Origin of the sequence: Paenirhizobium selenitireducens ATCC BAA-1503, assembly GCF_900492185.1 — a bacterium.
GTDB lineage: Bacteria > Pseudomonadota > Alphaproteobacteria > Rhizobiales > Rhizobiaceae > Allorhizobium > Allorhizobium selenitireducens_A.
Genome location: NZ_UEYP01000005.1, coordinates 255,620 through 278,129, shown reverse-complemented (window position 1 = coordinate 278,129; position 22,510 = coordinate 255,620). Strand labels below are relative to the sequence as shown.

The 22,510-nt window shown below is 64.4% G+C and carries 14 protein-coding genes; 6 read left to right on the top strand and 8 right to left on the bottom strand.

The genetic code is table 11. From position 1 onward, the window contains the following. Positions 1-7: 7 nt before the first annotated feature. Positions 8-1,813 (top strand): cation:proton antiporter, encoded by a 1,806-nt coding sequence (locus RHIZ70P_RS11550; protein WP_115670447.1) that lies wholly within the window; start codon positions 8-10, stop codon positions 1,811-1,813. 81 nt (positions 1,814-1,894) lie between these two features. Continuing rightward, positions 1,895-4,036 (top strand): catalase C, encoded by a 2,142-nt coding sequence (gene catE / locus RHIZ70P_RS11545; protein ID WP_115670446.1) that lies wholly within the window; start codon positions 1,895-1,897, stop codon positions 4,034-4,036. 92 nt (positions 4,037-4,128) lie between these two features. Here the strand turns inward: catE and RHIZ70P_RS11540 are convergent, their stop codons facing one another. Further along, entirely contained in the window at positions 4,129-5,127 is a 999-nt protein-coding gene (locus RHIZ70P_RS11540) for a GlxA family transcriptional regulator (protein WP_115670445.1), read from the bottom strand. 300 nt (positions 5,128-5,427) lie between these two features. Here RHIZ70P_RS11540 and RHIZ70P_RS11535 point away from each other — a divergent pair, with 300 nt between their 5' ends. After that, a complete protein-coding gene (locus RHIZ70P_RS11535; protein ID WP_419178290.1) occupies positions 5,428-6,261 on the top strand; it encodes an alpha/beta fold hydrolase in 834 nt (277 codons plus the stop codon). A gap of 81 nt (positions 6,262-6,342) precedes the next feature. Here the strand turns inward: RHIZ70P_RS11535 and RHIZ70P_RS11530 are convergent, their stop codons facing one another. The 4 genes from RHIZ70P_RS11530 to RHIZ70P_RS11515 form a co-directional block, all read right to left on the bottom strand. Further along, positions 6,343-7,038 carry a VIT1/CCC1 transporter family protein gene (locus RHIZ70P_RS11530; protein ID WP_115670443.1) on the bottom strand — a complete coding sequence of 232 codons (696 nt, stop codon included), beginning with the start codon at positions 7,036-7,038 and terminating at the stop codon, positions 6,343-6,345. Between the two features lie 69 nt (positions 7,039-7,107). Next, a complete protein-coding gene (locus RHIZ70P_RS11525; protein ID WP_235842214.1) occupies positions 7,108-7,878 on the bottom strand; it encodes a pseudouridine synthase in 771 nt (256 codons plus the stop codon). Between the two features lie 116 nt (positions 7,879-7,994). Further along, entirely contained in the window at positions 7,995-11,489 is a 3,495-nt protein-coding gene (locus RHIZ70P_RS11520) for an ATP-binding protein (RefSeq protein WP_115670441.1), read from the bottom strand. Then, the gene (locus tag RHIZ70P_RS11515; RefSeq protein WP_115670440.1) at positions 11,486-12,757 is read right to left on the bottom strand and encodes a metallophosphoesterase family protein; all 1,272 of its coding nucleotides are present in this window, start codon (positions 12,755-12,757) and stop codon (positions 11,486-11,488) included. Before RHIZ70P_RS11515 ends, RHIZ70P_RS11520 begins: the two co-directional genes overlap by 4 nt. A 236-nt stretch (positions 12,758-12,993) precedes the next feature. On the opposite strand from RHIZ70P_RS11515, the gene RHIZ70P_RS11510 reads away from it, so the two are divergent. From RHIZ70P_RS11510 to RHIZ70P_RS11500, 3 genes are all read left to right on the top strand, one after another. After that, positions 12,994-13,608 carry a TetR family transcriptional regulator gene (locus tag RHIZ70P_RS11510; protein ID WP_115670543.1) on the top strand — a complete coding sequence of 205 codons (615 nt, stop codon included), beginning with the start codon at positions 12,994-12,996 and terminating at the stop codon, positions 13,606-13,608. Positions 13,609-13,687: 79 nt separating this feature from the next. Continuing rightward, entirely contained in the window at positions 13,688-14,818 is a 1,131-nt protein-coding gene (locus tag RHIZ70P_RS11505) for an efflux RND transporter periplasmic adaptor subunit (protein WP_115670439.1), read from the top strand. Positions 14,819-14,848: 30 nt separating this feature from the next. Continuing rightward, the gene (locus RHIZ70P_RS11500) at positions 14,849-17,992 is read left to right on the top strand and encodes an efflux RND transporter permease subunit (RefSeq protein WP_115670438.1); all 3,144 of its coding nucleotides are present in this window, start codon (positions 14,849-14,851) and stop codon (positions 17,990-17,992) included. A gap of 3 nt (positions 17,993-17,995) precedes the next feature. Here the strand turns inward: RHIZ70P_RS11500 and RHIZ70P_RS11495 are convergent, their stop codons facing one another. The 3 genes from RHIZ70P_RS11495 to RHIZ70P_RS11485 all read right to left on the bottom strand — a co-directional run bounded on the left by RHIZ70P_RS11495 (position 17,996) and on the right by RHIZ70P_RS11485 (position 22,368). Continuing rightward, entirely contained in the window at positions 17,996-18,991 is a 996-nt protein-coding gene (locus RHIZ70P_RS11495; protein ID WP_115670437.1) for an MDR family oxidoreductase, read from the bottom strand. Between the two features lie 165 nt (positions 18,992-19,156). Further along, on the bottom strand, positions 19,157-20,422 hold the full coding sequence (locus RHIZ70P_RS11490) for an outer membrane protein (protein ID WP_115670436.1): 1,266 nt from the start codon (positions 20,420-20,422) through the stop codon (positions 19,157-19,159). Positions 20,423-20,628: 206 nt separating this feature from the next. Further along, positions 20,629-22,368 (bottom strand): glucan ABC transporter ATP-binding protein/ permease, encoded by a 1,740-nt coding sequence (locus tag RHIZ70P_RS11485; RefSeq protein ID WP_115670435.1) that lies wholly within the window; start codon positions 22,366-22,368, stop codon positions 20,629-20,631. Positions 22,369-22,510: the final 142 nt, after the last annotated feature.

Genomic DNA, 22,510 nt, shown 5'->3' with positions numbered 1-22,510 from the left:
AGGCCCGATGCTCCACGAGACGCCCTTGATTTCCACCATTGTCGGCGGTCTCGTCCTGGCTTTCGCTTTCGGTTATGTCGCCCATCGTTTTCGCCTGCCGCCCCTGGTCGGCTATTTGTTTGCCGGTATCCTGGTCGGCCCCCACACGCCGGGTTTCGTTGCCGACCAGCACCTCGCCCCGGAACTCGCCGAAATCGGCGTGATCCTACTGATGTTCGGGGTTGGTCTGCACTTTTCTCTCAAGGATCTGCTGTCGGTGCGCGGCGTCGCCGTGCCGGGGGCGATCGCGCAGATCGGGTTCGCCACCCTGCTCGGCTGGGGCATGGGCTGGCTGATGGGCTGGCCGATCGGCGGCGGCCTGGTCTTCGGCCTGGCGCTTTCGGTGGCATCGACCGTGGTGCTGCTGAAGGCCTTGCAGGAGCGGCGGCTGGTCGAGACCGAGCGTGGCAAGATCGCCGTCGGCTGGCTGATCGTCGAGGATCTGGCGATGGTCCTGGCCCTTGTGCTGATCCCGGCCTTTGCCAATAGCGGCGAAGCGGGCGGCCATGCCGATCCGCTTTCGGCGGCAGTTGCCGGGCTCCTCGACATCGACCTCAATCTCGGCTGGGTGCTGGCGCTCACCTTCCTCAAGGTCGGCGCCTTCCTCGGCCTGATGCTGGTCATCGGGCGTCGCGTCATCCCGTGGATGCTGCATGCCATCGCCCATAGCGGCTCGCGCGAGCTCTTCCGTCTCGGCGTGCTGGCGTTGGCGCTGGGCGTCGCCTTCGGCTCGGCCCAGTTGTTCGGCGTGTCGCTGGCGCTCGGCGCCTTCTTTGCCGGCATGGTGCTGGCGGAGAGCGAGCTTTCGCACCGGGCCGCGCAGGAGAGCCTGCCGCTGCGCGATGCCTTCGCAGTGTTGTTCTTCGTCTCGGTCGGCATGCTGTTCGATCCGAATATCCTGGTCGACAGCCCGCTCAAGGTCCTCGCCGTCGTCTTCATCATCCTGATCGGCAAGTCGCTCGCGGCCTTCCTCATCGTGCGCGCCTTCGGCATGCCGACCGGCACCGCGCTCACCATTTCGGCCAGCCTGGCGCAGATCGGCGAATTCTCGTTCATCCTCGCGGAACTCGGCGTCGGCCTGAAGCTTCTACCGGAAGAAGGTCGCGATCTGATCCTCGCCGGCGCGATCATTTCGATCATCCTCAACCCGGTCATGTTCTATCTTGCAGAGCGGGTCATTCCAAAGATGGAAGCCCGCCTTGTGCCGAAGGGCGGGGGCACGGCGGCGGCGACCGAGGACGCCACCGTGAATACCGTCGAGACTGGCAATGCCGTTGGCGCCGAAGAACGCCTGGCCAACGGCGAGAGCGAAGCGCAGACCACAGCGGCAAGCACGCTGACGGATCATGCGATCGTTGTCGGTTGCGGTCGCGTCGGCAAGATCGTCATCGATAATTTGCGGGCCAATGGTGTCCCCTTCCTCGTCGTCGAGGATTCCGACCGGCCGCTGGAGGAACTGCTGCGGCAGCAGACGGAGGTGATCATGGGCAACGCCACCTCGCCCAGGGTATTGGAGCTTGCCAATATTGCCGCGGCCAAGAGCATCGTGGTGGCCATCCCGAACGCCTTCGAGGCCGGCAACGTGATCCAGCGGGCCCGCGAGATCAATCCCGCCATCCTCATACTCGCCCGTGCGCATACCGATGCCGAGGTCGAGCATCTGCTGAAGCTGGGTGCCGACCGGGTGATCATGGGCGAACGGGAGATCGCCAACGGCATGCTGGCCAGCCTTGACCAGGTGCATTGGCCGGCCGTTTCGCAGGAAGAAAGCTGACCTGATGCCGGCCGTTCGAGGGAACCAATAGACGCCAGTCGTGTTCTCGTGGGAGCCCTTCCTCGTTCCCGGAGAATCGCAATGGCCAAGAAGACCACCAAGGCAGCCCCCTCTGATTCCGCAGGCATTCACGACCAGTCACTCGTGCGCGGGGCCGGCGGTGAGTTGCACCAGACCGCGGAGACGCATGATGCGCCGGTGATGACAACGGCGCAGGGCGGACCGGTCGCCGACGACCAGAATACGCTGCGTATCGGCGCGCGTGGACCGCTCGCCATGGATGATTTCCATTTCCGCGAAAAGCTGTTCCATTTCGACCATGAGCGCATTCCCGAACGCGTCGTTCATGCGCGCGGCTATGGCGCCCATGGCTATTTCGAGACCTATGATTCGCTTGCCGCCTACACCAAGGCCGACCTGTTCCAGCGAAAGGGCGAGAAGACGCCGGCCTTCGTCCGCTTCTCCACCGTTGCCGGCAACAAGGGTTCCGCCGACCTGGCGCGCGACGTGCGCGGCTTTGCCGTCAAGATCTATACCAAGGAGGGCAATTGGGACCTCGTCGGCAACAACATGCCGGTGTTCTTTATCCAGGACGCCATCAAGTTTCCCGACCTCGTCCATGCCGCCAAGCAGGAGCCGGACCGCGACTTCCCCCAGGCGCAGACGGCGCACGACAACTTCTGGGACTTCATCTCGCTGACGCCGGAAAGCATGCACATGATCATGTGGGCCATGTCGGATCGCGCCATTCCGCGCTCGTTCCGTTTCATGGAAGGTTTCGGCGTCCATACGTTCCGCTTTGTCAACGCCAAGGATGAGTCCACCTTCGTGAAGTTCCACTGGAAGCCGAAGCTCGGCCTGCAGTCGGTGGCGTGGAACGAGGCGGTGAAGATCAACGGCGCCGATCCGGATTTCCATCGCCGCGATCTCTGGCAGTCGATCCAGTCGGGCAACTTCCCGGAATGGGAGTTGCAGGTGCAGCTGTTCGACCAGGCGTTTGCCGACAGTTTCGATTTCGACGTGCTTGATCCGACCAAGCTCATCCCGGAGGAAATCCTGCCGCCGCAGCCTGTCGGCCGGCTGGTGCTCGATCGCATGCCGGACAATTTCTTCGCAGAGACCGAGCAGGTTGCGTTCATGACGCAGAACGTGCCCCCGGGCATCGACTTCTCCAATGATCCGTTGCTGCAGGGCCGCAATTTCTCCTATCTCGATACCCAGCTGAAACGTCTCGGCGGACCGAACTTCACCCATATTCCGATCAACGCGCCGAAATGTCCCTTCGCCCATTTCCAGCAGGACGGGCACATGGCGATGCGCAATCCGGTTGGTCGGGTGAACTACCAGCCGAACTCTTGGGGCGAGGGGCCGCGGGAATCGCCGGTCAAGGGCTTCCGCCATTTTCCCGCCGAAGGGCAGGGTCCGAAGATTCGGCTGAGACCCGAAAGCTTCGCCGACCACTATAGCCAGGCGCGGCAGTTCTATATCAGCCAGACCCCGGCGGAGCAGCGCCATATCGCCAATGCGCTGACCTTCGAGCTCAGTAAGGTCGAGACGCCGGTGATCCGCGAGCGCGTGGTTTCGCATCTGCTCAATATCGACGAGACGCTGGCGAGCACGGTTGCGGCCAAGCTGGGACTGAAGACGATGCCCAAACCGGCGGATGCGGCGGTCGAGACCCGCCAGGACCTCGAGCCGTCGCCGGCGCTCAGCATCGCGCTCAACGGCCCGGAGCGGTTCGAGGGCCGCAAGCTCGGTATCCTTGTGACCGATGGCGTCGATGCCGCCCTGCTGAAGGCGCTGACATCTGCCGTCACCAAGGAAAAGGCGATGGTCGAGATCATCGCGCCGAAGGTTGGTGGCGTGACAGCCTCTGACGGAAGCTGGGTCGCCGCACAGCAGATGATCGATGGCGGGCCGTCGGTTCTCTACGATGCGGTTGCCGTGTTGCCGTCCCCCGAGGCTGTCGATGAACTGGCGACCGAGGCAACGGCGCGGGACTTCGTCGCCGATGCCTTCCAGCATTGCAAGTTTATCGGTCACGTCGAGGCGGCGATGCCGCTCCTCAAGAAGGCCGGTATTGCCGACAGTCTCGATGAAGGGGTGATTGCGCTTGGATCGGCAAAGGATGTTGCGGCCTTTGTCAAGGAACTCGGCAAGTTGCGGCTGTGGTCGCGCGAACCCGGCGTGAAACACGGCAAGGCTTCGATTCCGGTCAAGTGATCGGGGCACCGGTTTGGACTGAATGGCGTCGGTCGCGCGTTGAGCGCGGCCGACGTCAATTCAGCGGGATGGTCTGGTCACCTTTCTGACAATCAGTTTTCCGTTTCATCGCCCTGCCGCCCGACGATCGAAAATCGCATGCGGTATTCGCCGGGGGAGACGCCGACGATCTTGCGGAAGACCTTGCGAAAGGCGTTGGTGTCTTCGTACCCGCTTGCCCAGGCAATCTTTTCGATCGACAGGTCGGACTGTTCGAGCAGATCGCGCGCCTTGGCGATCCGCAGGCGCTGGTAATACTCGGTCGGATTGAGGCCCGTCGCCTTCTGGAAACGACGCAGGAAGGTCCGCTCGCCGAGCCCCGCCCGCTCCGCCATGACCACAATGTTGACGCCGCGGAAATCGGTTCCGTGCAGCCAGTGCTGGATGCCGAGGATGACCGTGTCACCGTGGTCAAGCCGCGGAATGAACTTCGAATAGAAACTCTGCTCGCGCGCTCCCGGATCGATCAGCATGAAGCGGGCGGTCGCCAGCATAACGCTTGTGCCGAGCAGGCGATCGATCAGCCGCAGGCCCAGATCCGTCCAGGCCATCATGCCGCCGGCGGTAATGATATCACCCTCGTCCAGCAGCATCTTGTCGGTGTCGATGCGTATGTCCGGATGGCGTTTGGCGATCGTCTCGCCGTGCAGCCAATGGGTCGTCGCCGAGCGACCGGACAGGAGCCCCGTCTGGGCGAGCAGCGAAGCGCCGCCGCAGGCCGAGCAGATGATGGCGCCCGATCGGTGGTGCCCGCGGATCCACTCGGGGAATCCGCCCATGCGTTCGCCGAAGGGCAGTTCCTCCCCGATGGCCGGCGGCAGAACGACCGCGACGGGACGCCCCTCCCTCTCGGATGGATGCGTGTCGAAAACCTTCGACACCATGTACGCCGCGTCGGTCTCGTAGTGGCTGACCCTCAGCCGGCGGCTCTGCGCCGCCGATTGCTGCCGATCATACCTCTCCGCCACCGCGAACATGTCCGTCAATCCATGCACGGACGCTCGCCAGACATCGGGATAGCTGGCGATGGCAATCTCAACCGTATCGTTCATCAAGTGTTTTGTCACTTGTGACCCTGTGCTTGTCAATTTTGCCATTCGTGTGGCGGTGCGCCTGCCCTTAACACAACAACCAGCGCTCCGGAACGCCAAAGCACTCAAGAGACAGGAAAGCAGACCAGCATGGAAGGTCAAACCGCAAGGGCCAGAGAATTCCCGGTGTCCCGCCGCGATCTGCTCGCTGCCGGTGCCATCGGGGCGGTTACCGCCGTCACCGGGCTCGGCAATTCGATACGGACCGCGGAGGCGGCCACGGCAATGCAACCCAATCAGAACCCAACAGGATTGAAGTCAATGGCAAGCACGATCACCACCCGCGACGGCGTTGAGATCTACTACAAGGACTGGGGCCCGAAAACCGGCCAACCGGTCATCCTCAGCCACGGCTGGCCGCTCAATTCGGACAGCTGGGAGGCCCAGGCCTTTCATCTGGCGCAGAACGGCTTTCGCGTCATCACCCATGACCGCCGAGGCCACGGCCGCTCCAGCCAGCCCTGGGACGGCAATGACATGGACCATTATGCCGACGATCTTTCCGATCTGATCGAGGCGCTGGAGCTCAGGAACATCATCCTTGCCGGTTTTTCGACAGGCGGCGGCGAGATCGCCCGCTATATCGGTCGCCATGGAACCGGACGGATCGCCAAGGCAGGGCTGATCTCGGCCGTGCCGCCGCTGATGGTCAAGACCGCGGCGAACCCCGGCGGCCTGCCGAAGGAAGTCTTCGACGGTATCCAGGCGGCGAGCCTCGCCGACCGCTCGCAGCTCTACAAGGATATCGCCAGCGGCCCGTTCTTCGGCTTCAACCGGCCGGGGGCCAAGGTCTCGCAAGGCATGATCGACAGCTTCTGGCTGCAGGGCATGATGGCCGGCCATAAGAACGCCTATGACTCGATCATCGCGTTCTCTCAGACCGACTTCACCGAGGACCTGAAGAAGTTCGACGTCCCCACCCTCATCGTCCACGGTGACGACGACCAGGTGGTACCGATCGATGCGGCCGGCCGGGCGTCCAAGAAGCTGATCCCGCATGCGGAACTCAAGGTCTATGCCGGTGCACCGCACGGCCTTGCGGACACACACAAGGATCAGCTGAATGCCGATCTGCTGGCTTTCGCCAGGGCCTGAGGCGTAGCGTTGGACAAGAAAATGCCGGCGCCGTCTTCCGTGGCGTCGGCATCTTGCATCTCAGCCTGTTCGGTCGAGGGACTAGATCGCAGTGCCGACCACCGCACCGATGCCGGCCGTCAGCGCCATGGCAAAGGCACCCCAGAAGGTGACGCGGAGCGTGGCGCGCCAGACATTTGCCCCGCCTGCATTGGCACCGACAGCACCGAGCAGGGCCAGGAAGAGAAGCGAGGCGATGGATACCGTCCAGACGAGAAGGTTTGCCGGTGAAATGACGACCATCAGCAGGGGAAGCGCCGCGCCCACGGCAAAAGTCGCAGCCGAGGTCAACGCGGCCTGGATCGGCCGGGCCGTTGTCATCTCGGAAATGCCGAGTTCGTCGAGGGCGTGGGCGGCAAGCGCGTCCTTTGCCATCAACTGGTCGGCGACCTGGTGGGCGAGATCAGGCTGGAGGCCGCGCGCCACATAAATCTGCGCCAGTTCCTCCCGTTCGAATGCCGGCTGTGTTTCGAGTTCCTTGCGCTCGCGGTTCAGGTCGGCCTGTTCGGTATCGGATTGCGAGCTGACGGAGACATATTCCCCGGCCGCCATCGACATGGCGCCAGCAACGAGGCCGGCAATGCCGGCCACCAGGACTTCCGAACTTCCGGCCGAGGCCGACGCGACGCCGACCACCAGGCTTGCCGTCGAGACGATGCCGTCATTGGCGCCGAGCACCGCGGCGCGCAGCCAGCCGATGCGCGAGACAAGATGGGTTTCACGATGCAGCCGGCTCATCAGGGATCTCCGCTCACGAAATGGAATGTGTTCAAATGAACCTAGCAGGAACCTGGGTTAAGGCGAAAGCTATTCTCCGGCGGGTGAGGCAAAACCATTGCGATGCCGCAGCGTGGCGATCTCAGCATCGTTCAGGAAGCGCGTCTTACCCTTTTCCAGGTCGCCGAGCGTCAGGTCGCCAAAGGCAATTCGAACGAGCCGCAGGCATTCGCTACCGATCGCTTCCAGCATGCGGCGGATCTCGCGGTTCTTGCCTTCACGCAGTTCGAATTCCAGCCAGCAGGTCTTGTCGGCCTCGCGCAGAACCCGCACGCGTCTGGCCTTGAGCAGCTCGCCGTCATCGAAAATGCCCGCCGTCATGCGGGCGAGGTCGGCTTCGGACGGGCGGCCGCGGACCTGGACGTGGTAGGTCTTGGCGATGTCGCTGTCAGGATCGAGCAGGCGCTGGGCGAGCACCGTGTCGTTGGTGAAGAGCAGCAGGCCTTCGCTCGCCTTGTCGAGGCGGCCGACGGGCGAGACATGCGGAATGTCGAGATGCTCAAGACAGGAGAAGACGGTGTCGCGGCCTTCCGGGTCGTCGCGGGTCGTCACCAGCCCGCGTGGCTTGTTGAGCATCAGGTAGACCCTGGCCTCGGCCTCAACCGGCTTGCCGTCGACCGCGATCCGGTCGGTGCGAATGTCGACCCACGCGGAAAGATCGGTCACGCGCCGTCCGCCGACCGTGACATGGCCACCAGCCACCAGCTTCTCGGCCTGGGTACGGGAGCAATAGCCGAGCTTGGAGAGTGCCCTCGGCAGGGTCACGCGCGTGCCAGGCGCGGCTTGCGAGATCTTTGCCACCCGATCGCCATCCGGAATTTTCAGCGCAGCCTGGGCGCTGCAGGTTTCATCGAGCCAACGACTGCCCGCGCAGAGCCGATGCCGTCAAGAGAAAAATGGCCCGCATGCGACAGCCGTCAGCCGGCGAGCTCGTGAATTCGCGCCTGCGGCACGATCCGGCGGGCGAGATCGCAGAGATGGCGATGATGGGTGAGGTAGACCACCTGGCCGATCTTCGCCATTTCACCGAACAGGCGCAGCACTTCTTCCGAGCGAGGCTCGTCGAAGGTTTCCATGATGTCGTCGGCGATGAAGGGCACGGCAGGGCGGCTTGCGGCGAATTCCTCGTAGCCGGCAAGGCGCAGCGCCAGATAGAGCTGGAACCGCGTGCCCTTCGACATTTCGCTTGCCAGCTTGGAGCCACCCTGACGCGTCAGGCCGATCAGCGTTTCGCGGTCCTTGTCGGGCTGGGCGGCAAGGCCGATATAGTCGCCCCGGGTGATCAGGCGGAAAGCCTCGGAAGCCCGCTTCATCATGGACGACCGGTGTTTGTCGCGATAGGCCCGCAGGGCCTCGGCGGCGACCAGCGCGCCACTCTTGAGCCGGAGATAGGTGTCGGCCAGTTCCTCGATCTCAAGGAAGATGGTGCGCTTTTCGGCTTCGATCCGCGCCACCTCGCTGCCGCCGCCGATCGCTTCCAGACGGTCGCGGGCGCGAGTCTTGTCCGCGAAGAGCTGTCGGGTGCGCTCGTCGAGATCGCCGAGCCGGGCGGCGAGCTCCGCCTCTTCGCGCTCAAGTACTTCGAAATCGGTAGCGTCCATTTCCACAAGGGCCGGCTCGATCGCGGGCATGGGCAGGGCAGCAAGTATCTGGTCGGCAAGGGCGCGCAGGCGGGCCTCCTGCCGGTCGCGCTCGGCCGCCTGCTCAAGCGAACCGGCCACATCGGTGAGGGTCTCCACCTGGAAGAACTCGGTCATTTGCGCCCTGCGGGCGGAAAATTCGGCCAGATCCTGCCGCAGCGCTCGCTCGCTATCGGCAAGGTGTGCGAGCGCAGCGATCTTGTCGGCCTTGAGGTCCTGGGCGCGGCGGGCCTTGTCCAGCCGGGCGGCAAGCGTGGCGGCTATACTAGAGACCGCCTCGGTCTCGACGCTTTCGCCAAGATCCGACAGGAGCGACTTAACCTCGGCGGCAAAATCGTCCCTGTCGCGCTCCATCAGGGCGATGCGCCTGGCAAGTTCGTCGCGATCATGCAGCGCAGGACCCAGCCTGTCGAGCGTCTCGAGGATTTCACGCACGGCACCGGCCGAGGTTTCTTCGGGAAACCAGGTTTCGCCAAGGGCTGCCGCAAAGCGGGATTGCCAGTCGGCGGAGGCCGTTTTTGCCGCCTCGAACTCGCTGCGGCGATCGGACAGGCCACGCTCGAGATTCGCCATGGCCTTGTCGGCGGCCTCACGGGCTGCGGTCCGGGTGGCGTGGCCGGCGATAGTGGCCTCCGCGGTTGCGACCATTGCGGCCATAGAACCGCTTTCTTCGTGAAGGCCAGCGGACCGCAGCGCGTCGGCCAGGCTCTCGCGATCGATTTCCGCGTCGGCTCTCGCTTCCTCGATCTCGCGTCTGGTTGCTTCCAGTCGCTCCCAGGCGGCGAGTGCGTCGGCGCGGTTTCTGACCATTGTCTCAATCTGGGAGAAGAGCCGCGCGAAGCTGTCATCGGCGGTTCGAAAAAGCGCAGCCGGCAGGGCGGCTCGAAGCTCGGTGCAGAGCGTCTCGCGTTCGGCTTCGGCCTCGTCCAGCAATTCCTCTTGGCGGGTGATCGACGCCGTTATGAGCGAGAGTTCCTGCGAAAGCCCGCGCAGGTCGGCCAGGTCGCGCATGGCGGCGAGGCGGGCAGTGGCCGTCAGATCATCGGCCCGCATGGCCGCCTCGAAGGTCTCGGCGCTGGCCCTGTCGAGCCGGGCCAGATGCGCGGCCCAAGCGGTGTCGCGCGCCTCACGGAGACGCAGGGCCTCGGCGTCATCGATCAATCCGCTGGTGGCGCGCAGGGCAAGAATTTTCGCCTCGGCCTGCTTTTGCCGCGTGACGAGTTCGCGTCGACGCTCAGCATGGTCGGCGATCCGCCTGTCGATGGCGGACAGGGCGGTGCGCCAGGCCTCGAGCTGGCGCGGATCGGGGAGGGCAAGGGCCCGCAATGCCTCGCCGTCCGGATCGGAAACATCCAGAAGTGCGGCGAACGGCCGGGAATATTCCGAAAAACGGCGCTCCAGCTCGGCAAGGCCCCGTTCGCCCAAGCGCTGCCGGGTGGCGTGGTCGCTGCGTCGGACGACCGTCAGCGCAGTCGTAAGCCGGCTAAGTTGAGAGGCGTCCAAAGGGTCACCGTCATCGGCGACCGCCTGTCGATCGGCGATGGCGCGTTCGTGCGCGGATTTTGCCGCGCTCAGTTCGCGGCTCGCGGTCTCCAGCCTCGCCTCGACGCCGGAGCGCATTTCGATCAGGTCGCGCAGGGTGCCGACGGTTGTTGTCGCAAGCAGCAGGTCCTCAGGGGCGCCGCATGCGGCCTGGCCCAGGCGGGCAAGGATTGCGCCGATCACGGCCTGGCGTTCGGCAAGCGCGATCCGTCGTTTCGGCAGATCCTCCTCGGCGCCGCCAAAGCGCACCAGACCCTTGCCCAATTGCCCGATGCGGTCCGCCAGTGCGAGGACGCGTTCATCGAGATCTATGGCGTCGATTTCGGCGCGCAGCCGCTCGGCATCGGCTTCGACACCGGCGAGACGGGTGGCGAGGCGTGTCTCCTCCTCCTTCAGCCGGGGCAACTCGCGTGCCCAGTCGGATGGCGGCCGCGGCAGGTCGGCGCGCAGCGCCAGTTCCGCCTCGACGCGGCGATACTCGGCCGCCAGCGGGCGGGCGCGCAGGAGGCGTGCGATCGCTTCGCGTCGACCTTGCGCCGCGCCGCGCGCGTGCATCGCCTCGTCATAGGCGGTCTCGGCCTGGGCGAGCGTGGCGACGAGTCCGGCATGGGCGCTTGCCAGCGTGTCGATCTCGTCGCGCCTTGTCTTCAACTCGGCAAGCTTCTGCTTCAACTCGGCAATCCGCGTCGAACGGGCGCGCTTCTTGTAGAGGCTGTCGGCCTCGTCCGTGATGGCGCCAAGCGTTGCGCTGACACCGGCGAGGCCCGCGCTTGCGGAGAACAGCAGTTCGCCGAGATCGCCCTTGCTCTGCAGGATGGCATTGCCGCCTTCTTCCAGCGTGACGTCGTCCAGCGAGAACATGGTGCGATAGGCGTCGCGACTGATGCCGGCCAGCGGCACGGAGAGGAGCGCTTCGGCAACCGGCTCACCGCGACCGTCGAGCAGCGAATTGGTTCGCTGTTTCACACGCTTCAGATCGTGGGGGGCGCCGTCGAACTCGAGGCAGGCGCCGACCTGCATGGCATTGTAGGCGTGCAGGAAATTGTAACGGCTGCGCTCCTCTATGCCATAGAGCAGGTCGAGATAGGCCGAGAGCGACGTCGATTTGCCGGCCTCGTTGAGGCCATAGACGATGTGCAGATCGGGCGAGCCGGGATTTGCATCGCCGAAGTCGAGCGAATAATCGGTGAACTTGCCATAGCGTGTGAGGTCGAGCCGGCGGAGTCTCATTCGCCTGCTCCCGTCCCGTCGCTCTTCAGCCGGGCAATGACGTCGTTGCTGCCCTCGACGAGCAAGCGGTCGACATAGGCCTCGAATTCGGCCTCGTCACCGCCGGTGAGGCCGCGGCTTTCCGGCGGCAGTTCGCCGCGCAGATCCTTGACCATCTGGCGGATTTCGTCCCGCAGGGCGTGGCGCCTGGAGACGTCGTCGCGCATGAGGGCGCCAAGCTCGATCAGCGGATCGGCGCTCGGCTGGCCGGTTGCTTCACCCGGCGCCTCGGTGGCGATGTCGATCTTTTCGATCCAGGCACGCCCCAGCCCCTCGGCGCGCTGTTCCGCTTCGGCGAGCAACAGGTCGCGGTCGCGCCGCAGGCGCCAGGAGAGCGGCGTCGTGCCGCTCAGCGAAAGGCGCGCGACGAGATGATCCGAGGTGGCACTGCCGCGGGCCTCGGCCACTGCATGTTCGATGGCCTCGACGGCATCGAACCAGGTCATTGTTGCGCTCAGATCGACGGCGATGCGGGCAAATTCGGCGAGACTGGTGAGGCGTTCCTCGATGGTGATGCGGCGGTCGTCGTGAACCGTCACCAGCGACACGCTCTTCGGTCCCGCCTCGTTGATGTCGCGGCCCTGCGGCATGCCCGGCATGACCACGGCCGATCGGCCGGTAAACTGGCTGCGCTGGTGGATATGGCCGAGCGCCCAATAGTCGAAGCCAGAGGCCTGCAGATCGGCGAGGCTGCAGGGAGCATAGACGTCGTGGCCGGCGGCGCCGGCAAGGCTCGTGTGCATGATGCCGATATTGATCCGGTCCGGCAGCGGTGCCCGGTATTTCGGCAGCAGGCTTTCGGGCGCCTGGGGGCGGGCGAAGCTCAGGCCGTGGATCGCGATGCCCAGTCCGCCCTTCTCGACTTCGACTGCCTCGGCCCGGTCGGAATAGACTTTCACCGAAGGCGGCAGGATCAGTTCCTGGGTAATACGCGACAGCGCATCGTGGTTGCCGCGGATGGTGTAGACGGCGATGCCGGCTTCCGCCAGCCGCTGCATCTGCGAGGAGAGAAAGCGGGCCGTCTTCATCGACGTCTGGTCGCCGTCATAGAGATCGCCCGCGATGATCAGGGCATCGACCTCCTCGGCAATGCACAGATCGACGATTGCCACCAGCGCCTGGCGTGTCGAGTCGCCGATCAGTTCGGCCAGCGACGGGTTGCGCAGGGAGAGTGAGCGCAGCGGAGAATCGAGATGGATGTCGGCGGTGTGGACGAAGCGGAAGGCCATCAGCGGTTCAATCTGGTCCTGTCAATATGGATGTGGTCGCAGGTTCGGCTGATGCATGCCGGGATTTCTCGACGATATAGGCACATTCGCTGCGGCAACAAGTGATTTCGCGCGGGGCGACCATGGTGGGATGAGGGTTGATCCGTGGCTCCGCCGCAGGTTGACAAAAGCCAGCTGTCGAATTATGACTGACGAAATTCAAAATTCGTCAGTCATCAGGACTTCGCATGAACATCATGGATACCCAGAGTGAAGGCTATTCGCCGGACAGCGAGGTTCGGCAGGAAAACGTGAGGCGAATCCTCGATTCCGCCGAGCGGTTGTTTCGTCACTACGGCTATAGCAAGACCACCGTTGCCGACATCGCACGGGATCTGGGCATGTCGCCGGCCAACATCTACCGCTTCTTCGAATCGAAGAACGAAATCCTCCAGGCGCTGTGCAGCCGCATGCTGGGGACGGGCCACGAGCTCGCATTGCAGATCGCCGCCCTTCCGCTCAGCGCCGAGGAGCGTCTGCGCCGCTATGTCGAGACGGAGCATCGGTTGACCGTCGAGACCATGATGGACGCGCAGAAGGTTCACGAGATGGTGGTCGTGGCGATCGAGCAGAACTGGGATGTGATCGACCGGCATATCGACCGTCTCACCGATGTCATACAGAAGATCATCGAGGACGGGATCGCCGCCGGAGAGTTTCCCCAGCAGGACGCGCGGGTCGCTGCCCGCTGTTTCGGCGCGAGCATTGCCCTGCTCAGCCATCCGCAGCTGGTGGCGCAATGTCTTTGCAAGGAAAACCGCGCCTCGCCCCAGGAACTGACCGACTTCGCGATTCGCGCACTCAAGGCCTGAGCCGCGGGTCGAAATCGCATGCCAGATTTAGAGAATACACGACCAGCCGCGAAGCCCTTTCGCCGAGGATAGACGTGCCATGTCCCAGAGAGCCTTCCTCACCCTGTTGCTCGTTGCAGCGCTCGCCGGCTGCTCGGCCGAAACCGCCGAAGCGCCCAAGGAAACTGTGCGCCCGGTCAAGGTCGTCGAGGTCGCGGAAGCCGCAACGACGCGCGAACTCTCCTATTCAGGCGCAGTGCGGGCCCGTAGCGAAGCGCCGGCCGGCTTCCGCGTCGGCGGCAAGGTCGTCGAACGGGCAGTCAATATCGGCGATCGCGTGCGCGCCGGCGACGTGCTCGCCCGGCTTGACGCGACCGACTATGCGTTGTCCGTCACAAGCGCCCGAGCCAATCTGATCGCCGCCGAGCGGCAGGTCGAGACCGCCGACTTCGCCCGGAAACGGGCCGAGCAGCTGTTCAAGCAGCAGGTGGCAGCCAAGGCCCAGCTCGAACAAGCGCAGCTTTCCTATAATCAGGCGGTAGCGGCGCGGGATTCGGCGCGGTCCGTGCTGGCCCAGGCCGAAAACCAGGTCGGCTATGCCGTTCTTGCGGCCGACAAGGACGGGATCGTTACGGCGACCCATGCGGATGCCGGCCAGGTGGTGGCCGCCGGCAGCCCGGTCGTGACGGTGGCCGTCGACGGCGAAAAGGAAGTGTCGATTGCGGTTCCGGAGAGCGATGTCCTTGCCTTTACCCCGGGCAAGGTCGTCGAAGTCGGCTTGTGGTCCGACCGGACCGTCGCGCTCAAAGGCGCCGTCCGCGAGGTGGCGGGCAGTGCAGACCCAGCTTCACGCACCTTCGCGATCCGCATTTCGCTTCCGTCCGATCAGCGGGTGCTGCTCGGCATGACGGCCACGGTCAAGGCGGTTGCCGATAGCGACCAGCCGCTCTTCAGTCTTCCGCTCTCCGCGCTGACCCGCGATCCGTCCGATCGCCCGATCGTGTGGACGGTCGACCCGGTGGGCCGAACCGTGCACCAACGTCCGGTCAGCGTCGTCGATTTCTCCGAAGCCGGGGTGCGTGTCTCCGACGGCTTGAAGGCCGGCGATCTCGTCGTCGTGGCCGGAACCCAGTTCATGACCGAGAATCTCAAGGTCAAGCTTGCCGAGGAGCATGCGGCATACGCGCTCCCGGCGCACGGCAACCTTGCCGCAGCCAGCCAGACACGCTGATCACGACCCCTTGAAGAGCGGATAAACGCCATGACCACGTCCACGAATGACAAGGGCTCCTTCAATCTGTCGCGTTGGGCGATTGCCCATCCGAGCATGGCGCGCTTCCTGTTCGGCCTGATCCTGATCGCGGGGGTGCTTGGCCTGATGCGCATGGGCCAGAAGGAAGACCCTGATTTCACCTTCCGCGTCATGGTCGTCCAGGCCGTCTGGCCCGGCGCTTCTATCACCGACATGCAGGACCAGGTGGTCAACAAGATCGAGCGCAAGCTGCAGGAAGTGCCGCATCTGGACTGGGTGAAATCCTATACCCGCGCCGGCAGCGCGATCATCACGCTACAGGTCAAGGGCGATACGGATGCCGACGATGTGGCAGATGCCTTCTACCAGGCGCGCAAGAAGGTCGGCGACATTTCCAGCGAGCTGCCCGAAGGCCTTCTCGGTCCCTATTTCAACGACGAGTTCGGCGACACCTTCATCACGCTCCATTCGCTGTCGGGCGAGGGCTACAGCTTTCCCGAGCTGAAGGCCTATGCCATCCAGGCGCGCGACATGCTGCTGACGACGCCGGGTGTGGAGAAGGCCGTTATCCTCGGCGACCAGCCGCAGAAGATCTACATCGACGTGTCGTCCAAGGTTCTGGCCGAACGCGGCCTGACCTTCAACGACCTCAAAAACGCGCTGGCGGGGCAGAACGCCATCGATCCGGCCGGCACGATCGACACCGGCGAGCGCTCCGTGCGCATATCGGTCGACGGCGGCCTTGGCCGGGCCGACGACATTCGCGAACTCAGGCTGCGCGCCGGCCAGCAGGTCACGCGACTGGGCGATATCGCCACCGTCACCGAAGGCACCGAGGAACCGTTCCAGCGCAAGTTCCGCTTCAACGGGAAGGACAGCGTGCAGGTCGGCGTCGTCATGGCCAAGGGCTTCAACGTCACCGATGTCGGCAAGGCCGTCGAGGCGACGCTGCAGCGGTTCGAGGCTTCCCTGCCGCATGGCGTCGAGGTCGCCCAGATCTCCAACCAGCCGGAGGTGGTGCGCGAGGCCATCGGCGAGTTCATGAAGGCACTGCTCGAGGCGCTTGCCATCGTGCTCGTCGTGTCCTTCCTGTCGATCGGCTGGCGTTCCGGCCTCGTCATCGCCATTGCCATCCCGCTGGTGCTCGCCGCCACCTTCGCCATCATGTACGAGCTCGGCATCGACCTGCAGCGCATCTCGCTCGGAGCCCTGATCATCGCGCTCGGTCTTCTGGTCGATGACGCGATGATCGTCGTCGAGATGATGGAGCGAAAACTGGAGGAAGGGCTGCACAAGATCGATGCGGCGAGCTTTGCCTATACCTCCACCGCCTTCCCCATGCTGACCGGTACGCTGATCACCACCGCGGGCTTCATCCCGGTCGGTTTTGCCGCCTCGACCGCCGGCGAATATGTGCGCACGCTGTTCTATGTGGTCGGGATCTCGCTCGTCGTCTCCTGGTTCGTCGCGGTCTATTTCACTCCCTGGCTCGGCTACATGATCCTCAAGCAGCGGCATCATGCCGGCAGCCATCAGGACGTGTTCGACACCGGCTTCTACCGCCGCCTGCGCTCGACCGTCGGTTGGGCGGTGCGCCACCGGCTGAGCGTGCTCGCCCTGACGATCGCGACCTTCCTTGCAAGCCTGTGGTCTTTCCAGTTCATTCCGCAGAGCTTCTTTCCGGCGTCCCCGCGCCCGGAAATCCTCGTCGATCTCTGGCTGCCGGAAGGCACCAGCATTCACGAGGTGGAAACCCAGGCAAAGGCGCTGGAAGACCGCATCATGGACGATGCCGACAAGCGTTTCATTGCCACCTATATCGGCGAGGGCGCGCCGCGCTTCTTCCTGCCGCTCGACCAGCAATTGCGCAATCCGAACTTCGCCCAGTTGCTTGTCATGGCCAATGACGAGCCGGCGCGCGAACGGTTGATCGTCAAGCTGCGCGGCATTCTGGCCGAGGATTTTCCGGCGATCCGCGCCAAGGTCGACCGTCTTTTCCTCGGCCCGCCGACGGGCTGGCCGGTGCAGATCCGCGTCGTCGGTCCCGACCGCGCCGAAGTGCGGCGCATCGCCGACGAGGTCAGAGAAGTCTACTCGGCCCATCCGCTGCTTTCAGCGGTTCACGACGACTGGCTGGAACCGGTTCCGGCGATGAGGCTCGTGGTCGACCAGGACCGTGCGCGTGCGCTCGGCGTCACCTCGCAGCGTCTGCGGCAGATGTTGCAGGCAACGATGAGCGGCGCGCCGCTGGCCGATGTCCGCGCCGGAGAGGAGACGATTTCCATCGTCGCTCGCGAACCGGAGGAGAGCCGCAGCCTGTTGACGGCCGTGAACTCGGTCTACATTCCGACCGACAACGGCGCCTTCGTGCCGCTGTCGCAGGTGGCTCGCGTTGTCCCGGTCTTGGAACAGGGTATCGAATGGCGGCGCGATCGCCTGCCGTCGATCACCGTGCGGGCGACCCTGCCCGACGGCGTCCAGTCGAACGAGATCGTCTCTGAGATCTTTGGTCAGTTGCAGCCCCTTCGAGACGGGCTTGCCCCCGGCTACAAGATCGAGGTGCAGGGCGGAGCGGAAGACAGTGCCGAGAGCCAGGCCTCGATCGCCGCCAAGGCGCCGATCATGCTGCTGGTCATCGTGGTGCTGCTGATGATCCAGCTGCAGCATTTCGGCAAGGCGATGCTGGTGCTCGCCACCGGCCCGCTCGGCATCATCGGCGCGGCTGCGGCTTTGCTGATCTCCGGCGCGCCGTTCGGCTTCGTAGCCATCCTCGGCGTCATTGCGCTGCTCGGCATCATCATCCGCAATTCGATCATCCTGATCGACCAGATCGACCAGGATATCGCGGCGGGCATGGAGCGGTCCGAGGCGATCATCGGTTCGGCCATTCGCCGTTTCCGGCCGATCGTCCTGACCGCCCTGACCGCCGTCCTGGCGCTGATCCCGATTTCGCGCGGGGTGTTCTGGGGGCCGCTTGCCTATGCGATGATGGGCGGCATCCTGGTGGCGACGGTGCTCACCATTCTCGTCCTGCCGGCGGCCTACGCCTTGTTCTTCGGCCGCGAGCAGAAGAACAGGGACGACCGCGATGCAATGGCTGTCGGCGGCCCCGAAAACCAGAACCACACGTCACCGGCCGCCGCGGCGGAATGAGGCTCAGCGGCTGACGTCGATGACGACGCGGCCGCGGATCTGTCCCGCAACGATCGCATCCGCCAGTTCCGGCAGTTTCGACATCGGCTCGACGGTGGTCAGGGCCGCAAGATGCGCCCGGTCAAGGTGATCGGCGAGCGTCCGCCAGGCGCGCTCACGTTTCGCCATCGGCGCGAAGACCGAGTCGACGCCGAGCAGGGCGACACCCCGGAGGATATGCGGCAGGACGGTCGCCGGCAGATCGGCCCCTCCGGCAAGGCCACAGGCGGCGACCGCGCCGCCATAGACCGTCTGCGACAGCACGGTGGCAAGCGTCGTCGAGCCGACGCTGTCGACGGCGCCCGACCAGCGCTCCTTCTGCAGGGGCGCGCCCTTTTCCGCCAGGCTGGCGCGATCGACGAAGGCGCTGGCGCCGAGCGAGGCCAGGTAGTCATGCGTTTCGGGTCGTCCCGTCGAGGCGGTGACACGGTAGCCCTTGGCGGCGAGCAGGCTGACCGCGACCGAGCCGACGCCGCCGGCGGCCCCCGTGACCAGAACCTCGCCGTCGCCCGGCTTGATCACGCCCCAGTCCTCCAGCGCATCGACGCAAAGGGCCGCCGTATAGCCGGCAGTGCCGATCACCATCGCCTGTTCGAGCGTGAAGGCATCCGGCAGGGCCATCAGCCATTCCGCCTTGACCTTCTGGAAGCGGGAATAGCCGCCCCATTCCGTCTCCGACATGCCGAAGCCGTTGAGCACGACCTTGTCGCCGGGCTTCCACAGGGGCGAGCGGGAGGATACGACGGTGCCGGCAAGATCGGCGCCCGCGACCATCGGTGTGCGGCGCGCGATGCGACCCTTTCCGGAGACTGCCAGGCCGTCCTTGTAGTTCAGCGTCGAATAGGCGATTTCCACCAGCACGTCATTGTCGGGCAGGTCGTCCAGCGTCAACTGGCGGAAGCCTGCCTTCGGCTTGCCATCGACGGTGTCGACGACGATTGCGGTGAAAGTCTCGCTCATGGGTGCTCCTCGCCGATATGCCGGAAATGTGGAAGATGGCGGCCCGACTCGCCGACGGACGGCTCCCCGCCACCCGCGCCGAAGCATGCCACAGAGGAAGCGACCGCGCCAAATGCAAAATCCCGCCGGCGGACGGCGGGTTCTGCAAGGACGAAGCGCTTCTGTTCAGTTGAACTTGTATTTGAGCGTCGCGCTGATGGTGTGCGAGGACGGGTCGATCTCGAGAATGCCGGCCGAGGCGAGGTCCTCAGTCTCATAGACCGAATAGCGATATTCGGCGCCGAGAAAGACGGACTGCGTCATGGCCGTCTCGATGCCGGCACCGACGGTCATGCCGTTGGCCGACCAGTCATAAAGTGATCCCGTCAGATCGGAGCCGATCTCGAAATCCTGATGGGTCCAGCCGCCAAGGGCGTAGACCAGCGTCGAAGGGGCCGGCTTGTAACCGATGCGGCCGATGATGTCATAACCACGATCGGCGTCGATGCTGCCATCGACCAGCCCGGCGAGATCGAGCGTGGTCGCGGTCGAGGCGAAGCGGACATCCGCCTGGATGCCGGCAACGAAGCCGTTCGAGAATTCGTGGTCATACCCGACGCCGATCGATCCGGACACACCCTCGCCGCCGATGCCGTTGAACGCGGTATCGAGCAGCGGAATGGCGAGCTCATGCACCAGGCTGCTGCCGCCGGCCGAGCCGGTGAGGTAAAGGCCGGTCCAACTGACGGCTGAGGGGCCGAAGCTCTGGCCAGCAGACGCCTGGGCGTCGGCGCCGAAGCGATAGTTCAGGCCGACATGGAAGGTGTGCGAGGAGGGCTCGGACTCGATGTCGACGCCACCGAACGAAGCCAGGTCGAAGGCGGCGTACTGGCTGTAGCGGTATTCGCCTTTCAGTGAGAGACGGTCGGACAGCGCGGTTTCGAGGCCGAAGCCGGCGGTGAAGCCGTTGCTCTCCCAGTCATCAGAAACGCCGACATTCGAGGACAGGTCGAAATGCTGGTAGCTATAGCCGCCGAGCACGTAGACGAGGGTTTCGGGCGTCGCGAGATAGCCGGCGCGGGCGATCAGGTCGAAGCCGTAATCGGCGGTGATATCGCCGGTCAGGAGGCCGCCCAGCGCGGAAAGCTCGCTCTTGATCCCGCCGAGACGGGCGGTGCCGTAGACGCCGAGCAGCATGCGCTCGCCAAGCATATGGTCATAACCGACGGTGAATTCACCGAAAACACCCTCGGCGCCGATGCCGTTGAAGGACGTGTCGATCAGGGGAATACCGATTTCGTGGACGAGACCGCCGGCGCCCGTGCCGATGCCGACATAGATGCCCGACCAGTCATGACCGGACTGCGGCGCATGCTCGAGCGCGTCGGCGGCCAGAAGCGGTGCGGTCGTGGCCACAAGTGCCGCGGCAATGGCGGCAGCGTGCTTGAACATGCGGATCTCCCCCCAGAATTTCCCCTGCGACCGAGAGTGTCGGCGCCGCCGTTGGATAAGTCATTCTGGCGGGAACGAGAACACTTCATTGACAAAGGGTTAAAAAAGGTCGCCGGGCGCGGGAGATGCGCACGCTTTGGGAATGCAGGCCTCGGACGGCCTTTCGCTCACGCGGTCGATCCGACGATGGCGCCGGATCGTCAGGTTCAGGCCGGTTTGTCTTCGGCAAGCAGTCCGCTCGTCTTCAGCAGCGAGGCGAAGCGACCACCGCTGGCGCTCAGCTGATCGTAGCTGCCCATTTCGACGATCCGGCCGTGATCGAGGAAAAGCACGATGTCCGCCTCGCGGACCGTGGAGAGCCGGTGGGCGATGATGAAGGTGGTGCGGTTCTGGCGCAGCCGGTCGATCGCGCTCTTGACCCGCTCTTCGGTCTCTACGTCGAGTGCGCTGGTCGCCTCGTCGAGCACGAGGATCGGCGCGTTCTTGAGGATGGCGCGGGCAATCGCGATGCGCTGGCGCTCGCCGCCCGACAGCCGGTTGCCGCGCTCGCCGACCAGGGTGGTGAGGCCGCTCAGGCGGCTTTCGATGAAATCGGTGGCGGCCGCGGCTTCCGCCGCTTTCAGAACTTCCTCTTCGGTCGCATCCTCGCGACCGAGCTGGATATTCTCCTGGATCGAACGGTTGAGCAGGCCGGCGTCCTGGAACACCGTGGCGATCGAATGGCGCAGCGACTTGCGGGTGACCGTCCGGATGTCGGTGCCGTCGATCAGGATCGAACCTTTCTGCGGCTCGTGCACCCTTTGCAGCAGGTTGATCAGCGTGGTCTTGCCCGCGCCAGTCGGTCCAACGATGGCGATCGTCTGGCCGGCCTTGACCGAGAATGACACGTCATGCACGCCCTGGGTCGTATTGGCGAAGTCGAAGGAGACGTTGCGGAACTCGACGTCTCCACGCACATCCTTCAGTTCGGCGGCGCCGGCCGGTTCCTCGCGCTCCTGAACTGCGTCCTCGAGCTGGTAGAAGTCCTCGAGCTTGGAACGTGCCTCGAAAATCTGCGTGGCGAACTGGCGCATCTGGTCGAGGCGGCCGATCAGCAGACCGGCAAAACCGGTAAAGGCGATGATGTCGCCGACCTTCAGCTCGCCGTTCTGCACCAGGATCGTGCCGATCACCAGGATGATCAGCATGGAGACGGTCGAGGCGATCCGGTTGAGGGCGCTGGCGATCGCCCACCAGTCGAGGACGGGATACTGGGCGGCGAGCAGCTGCTGCGCATACTGCTTCAATGCCCGGGTCTCGGCTTCGATCCGGTTGTAGCTGTGCAGCACGGAGACATTGCTGATCGAGTCGCTGACATGCGAAAAGACCGTGTGATAATGGCTCTCGACCGAGGCTTGGCCTTCCTTGGTCCTGTTCATCACCGTCTTGCCGATCAGAATGTAGAGAACGCTGAGGACGACCAGCACGGAGGACAGCCGCCAGTCCATCGAAAAGGCCGTCGGGATGAGGAGGGCCAGCGCCACGGCGGTTGCCAGGTGGGTTCGCATGAATTCGAGCCACAGGCCGAACAGGGTTTCGCTGGCACGCAAAAGGGTGTGCAGCGCGTTGGATGTGCCACGCTGATGGTGCCAGCTGAGCGGCATCGAGATGATGCGGCCGAAAGCCTCGGTCAGAAGGTCGGCGCGCCGGCCATGCGCCAGCCGGTCCGCCTCGCGGGCGACCAGGACATAGGCGATCGTGTTGAAGACACCGAAGCCGCCCCAGGCGATCAGCATGGTTTTCGCGTCGCCCTTTTCCGAAATGGCGTCGATGATGCGCCCAAACAGAATCGGCTCGATAATGGTGATCATCGCCAGCACGATGTTGGCGATCACGACCAGTGATACCCGAAAGCGGTAGGCCGACAGGTATTTCAGAGCCTTGATGTAGACTTGGAACAAGGACAATTGCGTTTCCTCATCGATCGACCGGATTGGCCATCGCAGCTTGAAGCGTTTTTCTTATAAGCTGGCAAGGGGATATGCCATAGTGCATGCGGCGTCGGAACCTGCCTGCCATCTGCCTCTATCGATCGCCAGAAGCGGCTCG

What these genes read in the sequence shown, in the direction of transcription:
- RHIZ70P_RS11495 (WP_115670437.1), bottom strand. Translation starts at nt 18,991, where the DNA reads ATGAGCGAGACTTTCACCGCAATCGTCGTCGACACCGTCGATGGCAAG.
- RHIZ70P_RS11530 (WP_115670443.1), bottom strand. Translation starts at nt 7,038, where the DNA reads ATGAGCCGGCTGCATCGTGAAACCCATCTTGTCTCGCGCATCGGCTGG.
- RHIZ70P_RS11510 (WP_115670543.1), top strand. Translation starts at nt 12,994, where the DNA reads ATGGATACCCAGAGTGAAGGCTATTCGCCGGACAGCGAGGTTCGGCAG.
- RHIZ70P_RS11520 (WP_115670441.1), bottom strand. Translation starts at nt 11,489, where the DNA reads ATGAGACTCCGCCGGCTCGACCTCACACGCTATGGCAAGTTCACCGAT.
- RHIZ70P_RS11500 (WP_115670438.1), top strand. Translation starts at nt 14,849, where the DNA reads ATGACCACGTCCACGAATGACAAGGGCTCCTTCAATCTGTCGCGTTGG.
- RHIZ70P_RS11540 (WP_115670445.1), bottom strand. Translation starts at nt 5,127, where the DNA reads ATGAACGATACGGTTGAGATTGCCATCGCCAGCTATCCCGATGTCTGG.
- RHIZ70P_RS11515 (WP_115670440.1), bottom strand. Translation starts at nt 12,757, where the DNA reads ATGGCCTTCCGCTTCGTCCACACCGCCGACATCCATCTCGATTCTCCG.
- RHIZ70P_RS11535 (WP_419178290.1), top strand. Translation starts at nt 5,428, where the DNA reads ATGGCAAGCACGATCACCACCCGCGACGGCGTTGAGATCTACTACAAG.
- RHIZ70P_RS11550 (WP_115670447.1), top strand. Translation starts at nt 8, where the DNA reads ATGCTCCACGAGACGCCCTTGATTTCCACCATTGTCGGCGGTCTCGTC.
- RHIZ70P_RS11505 (WP_115670439.1), top strand. Translation starts at nt 13,688, where the DNA reads ATGTCCCAGAGAGCCTTCCTCACCCTGTTGCTCGTTGCAGCGCTCGCC.
- catE (WP_115670446.1), top strand. Translation starts at nt 1,895, where the DNA reads ATGGCCAAGAAGACCACCAAGGCAGCCCCCTCTGATTCCGCAGGCATT.
- RHIZ70P_RS11490 (WP_115670436.1), bottom strand. Translation starts at nt 20,422, where the DNA reads ATGTTCAAGCACGCTGCCGCCATTGCCGCGGCACTTGTGGCCACGACC.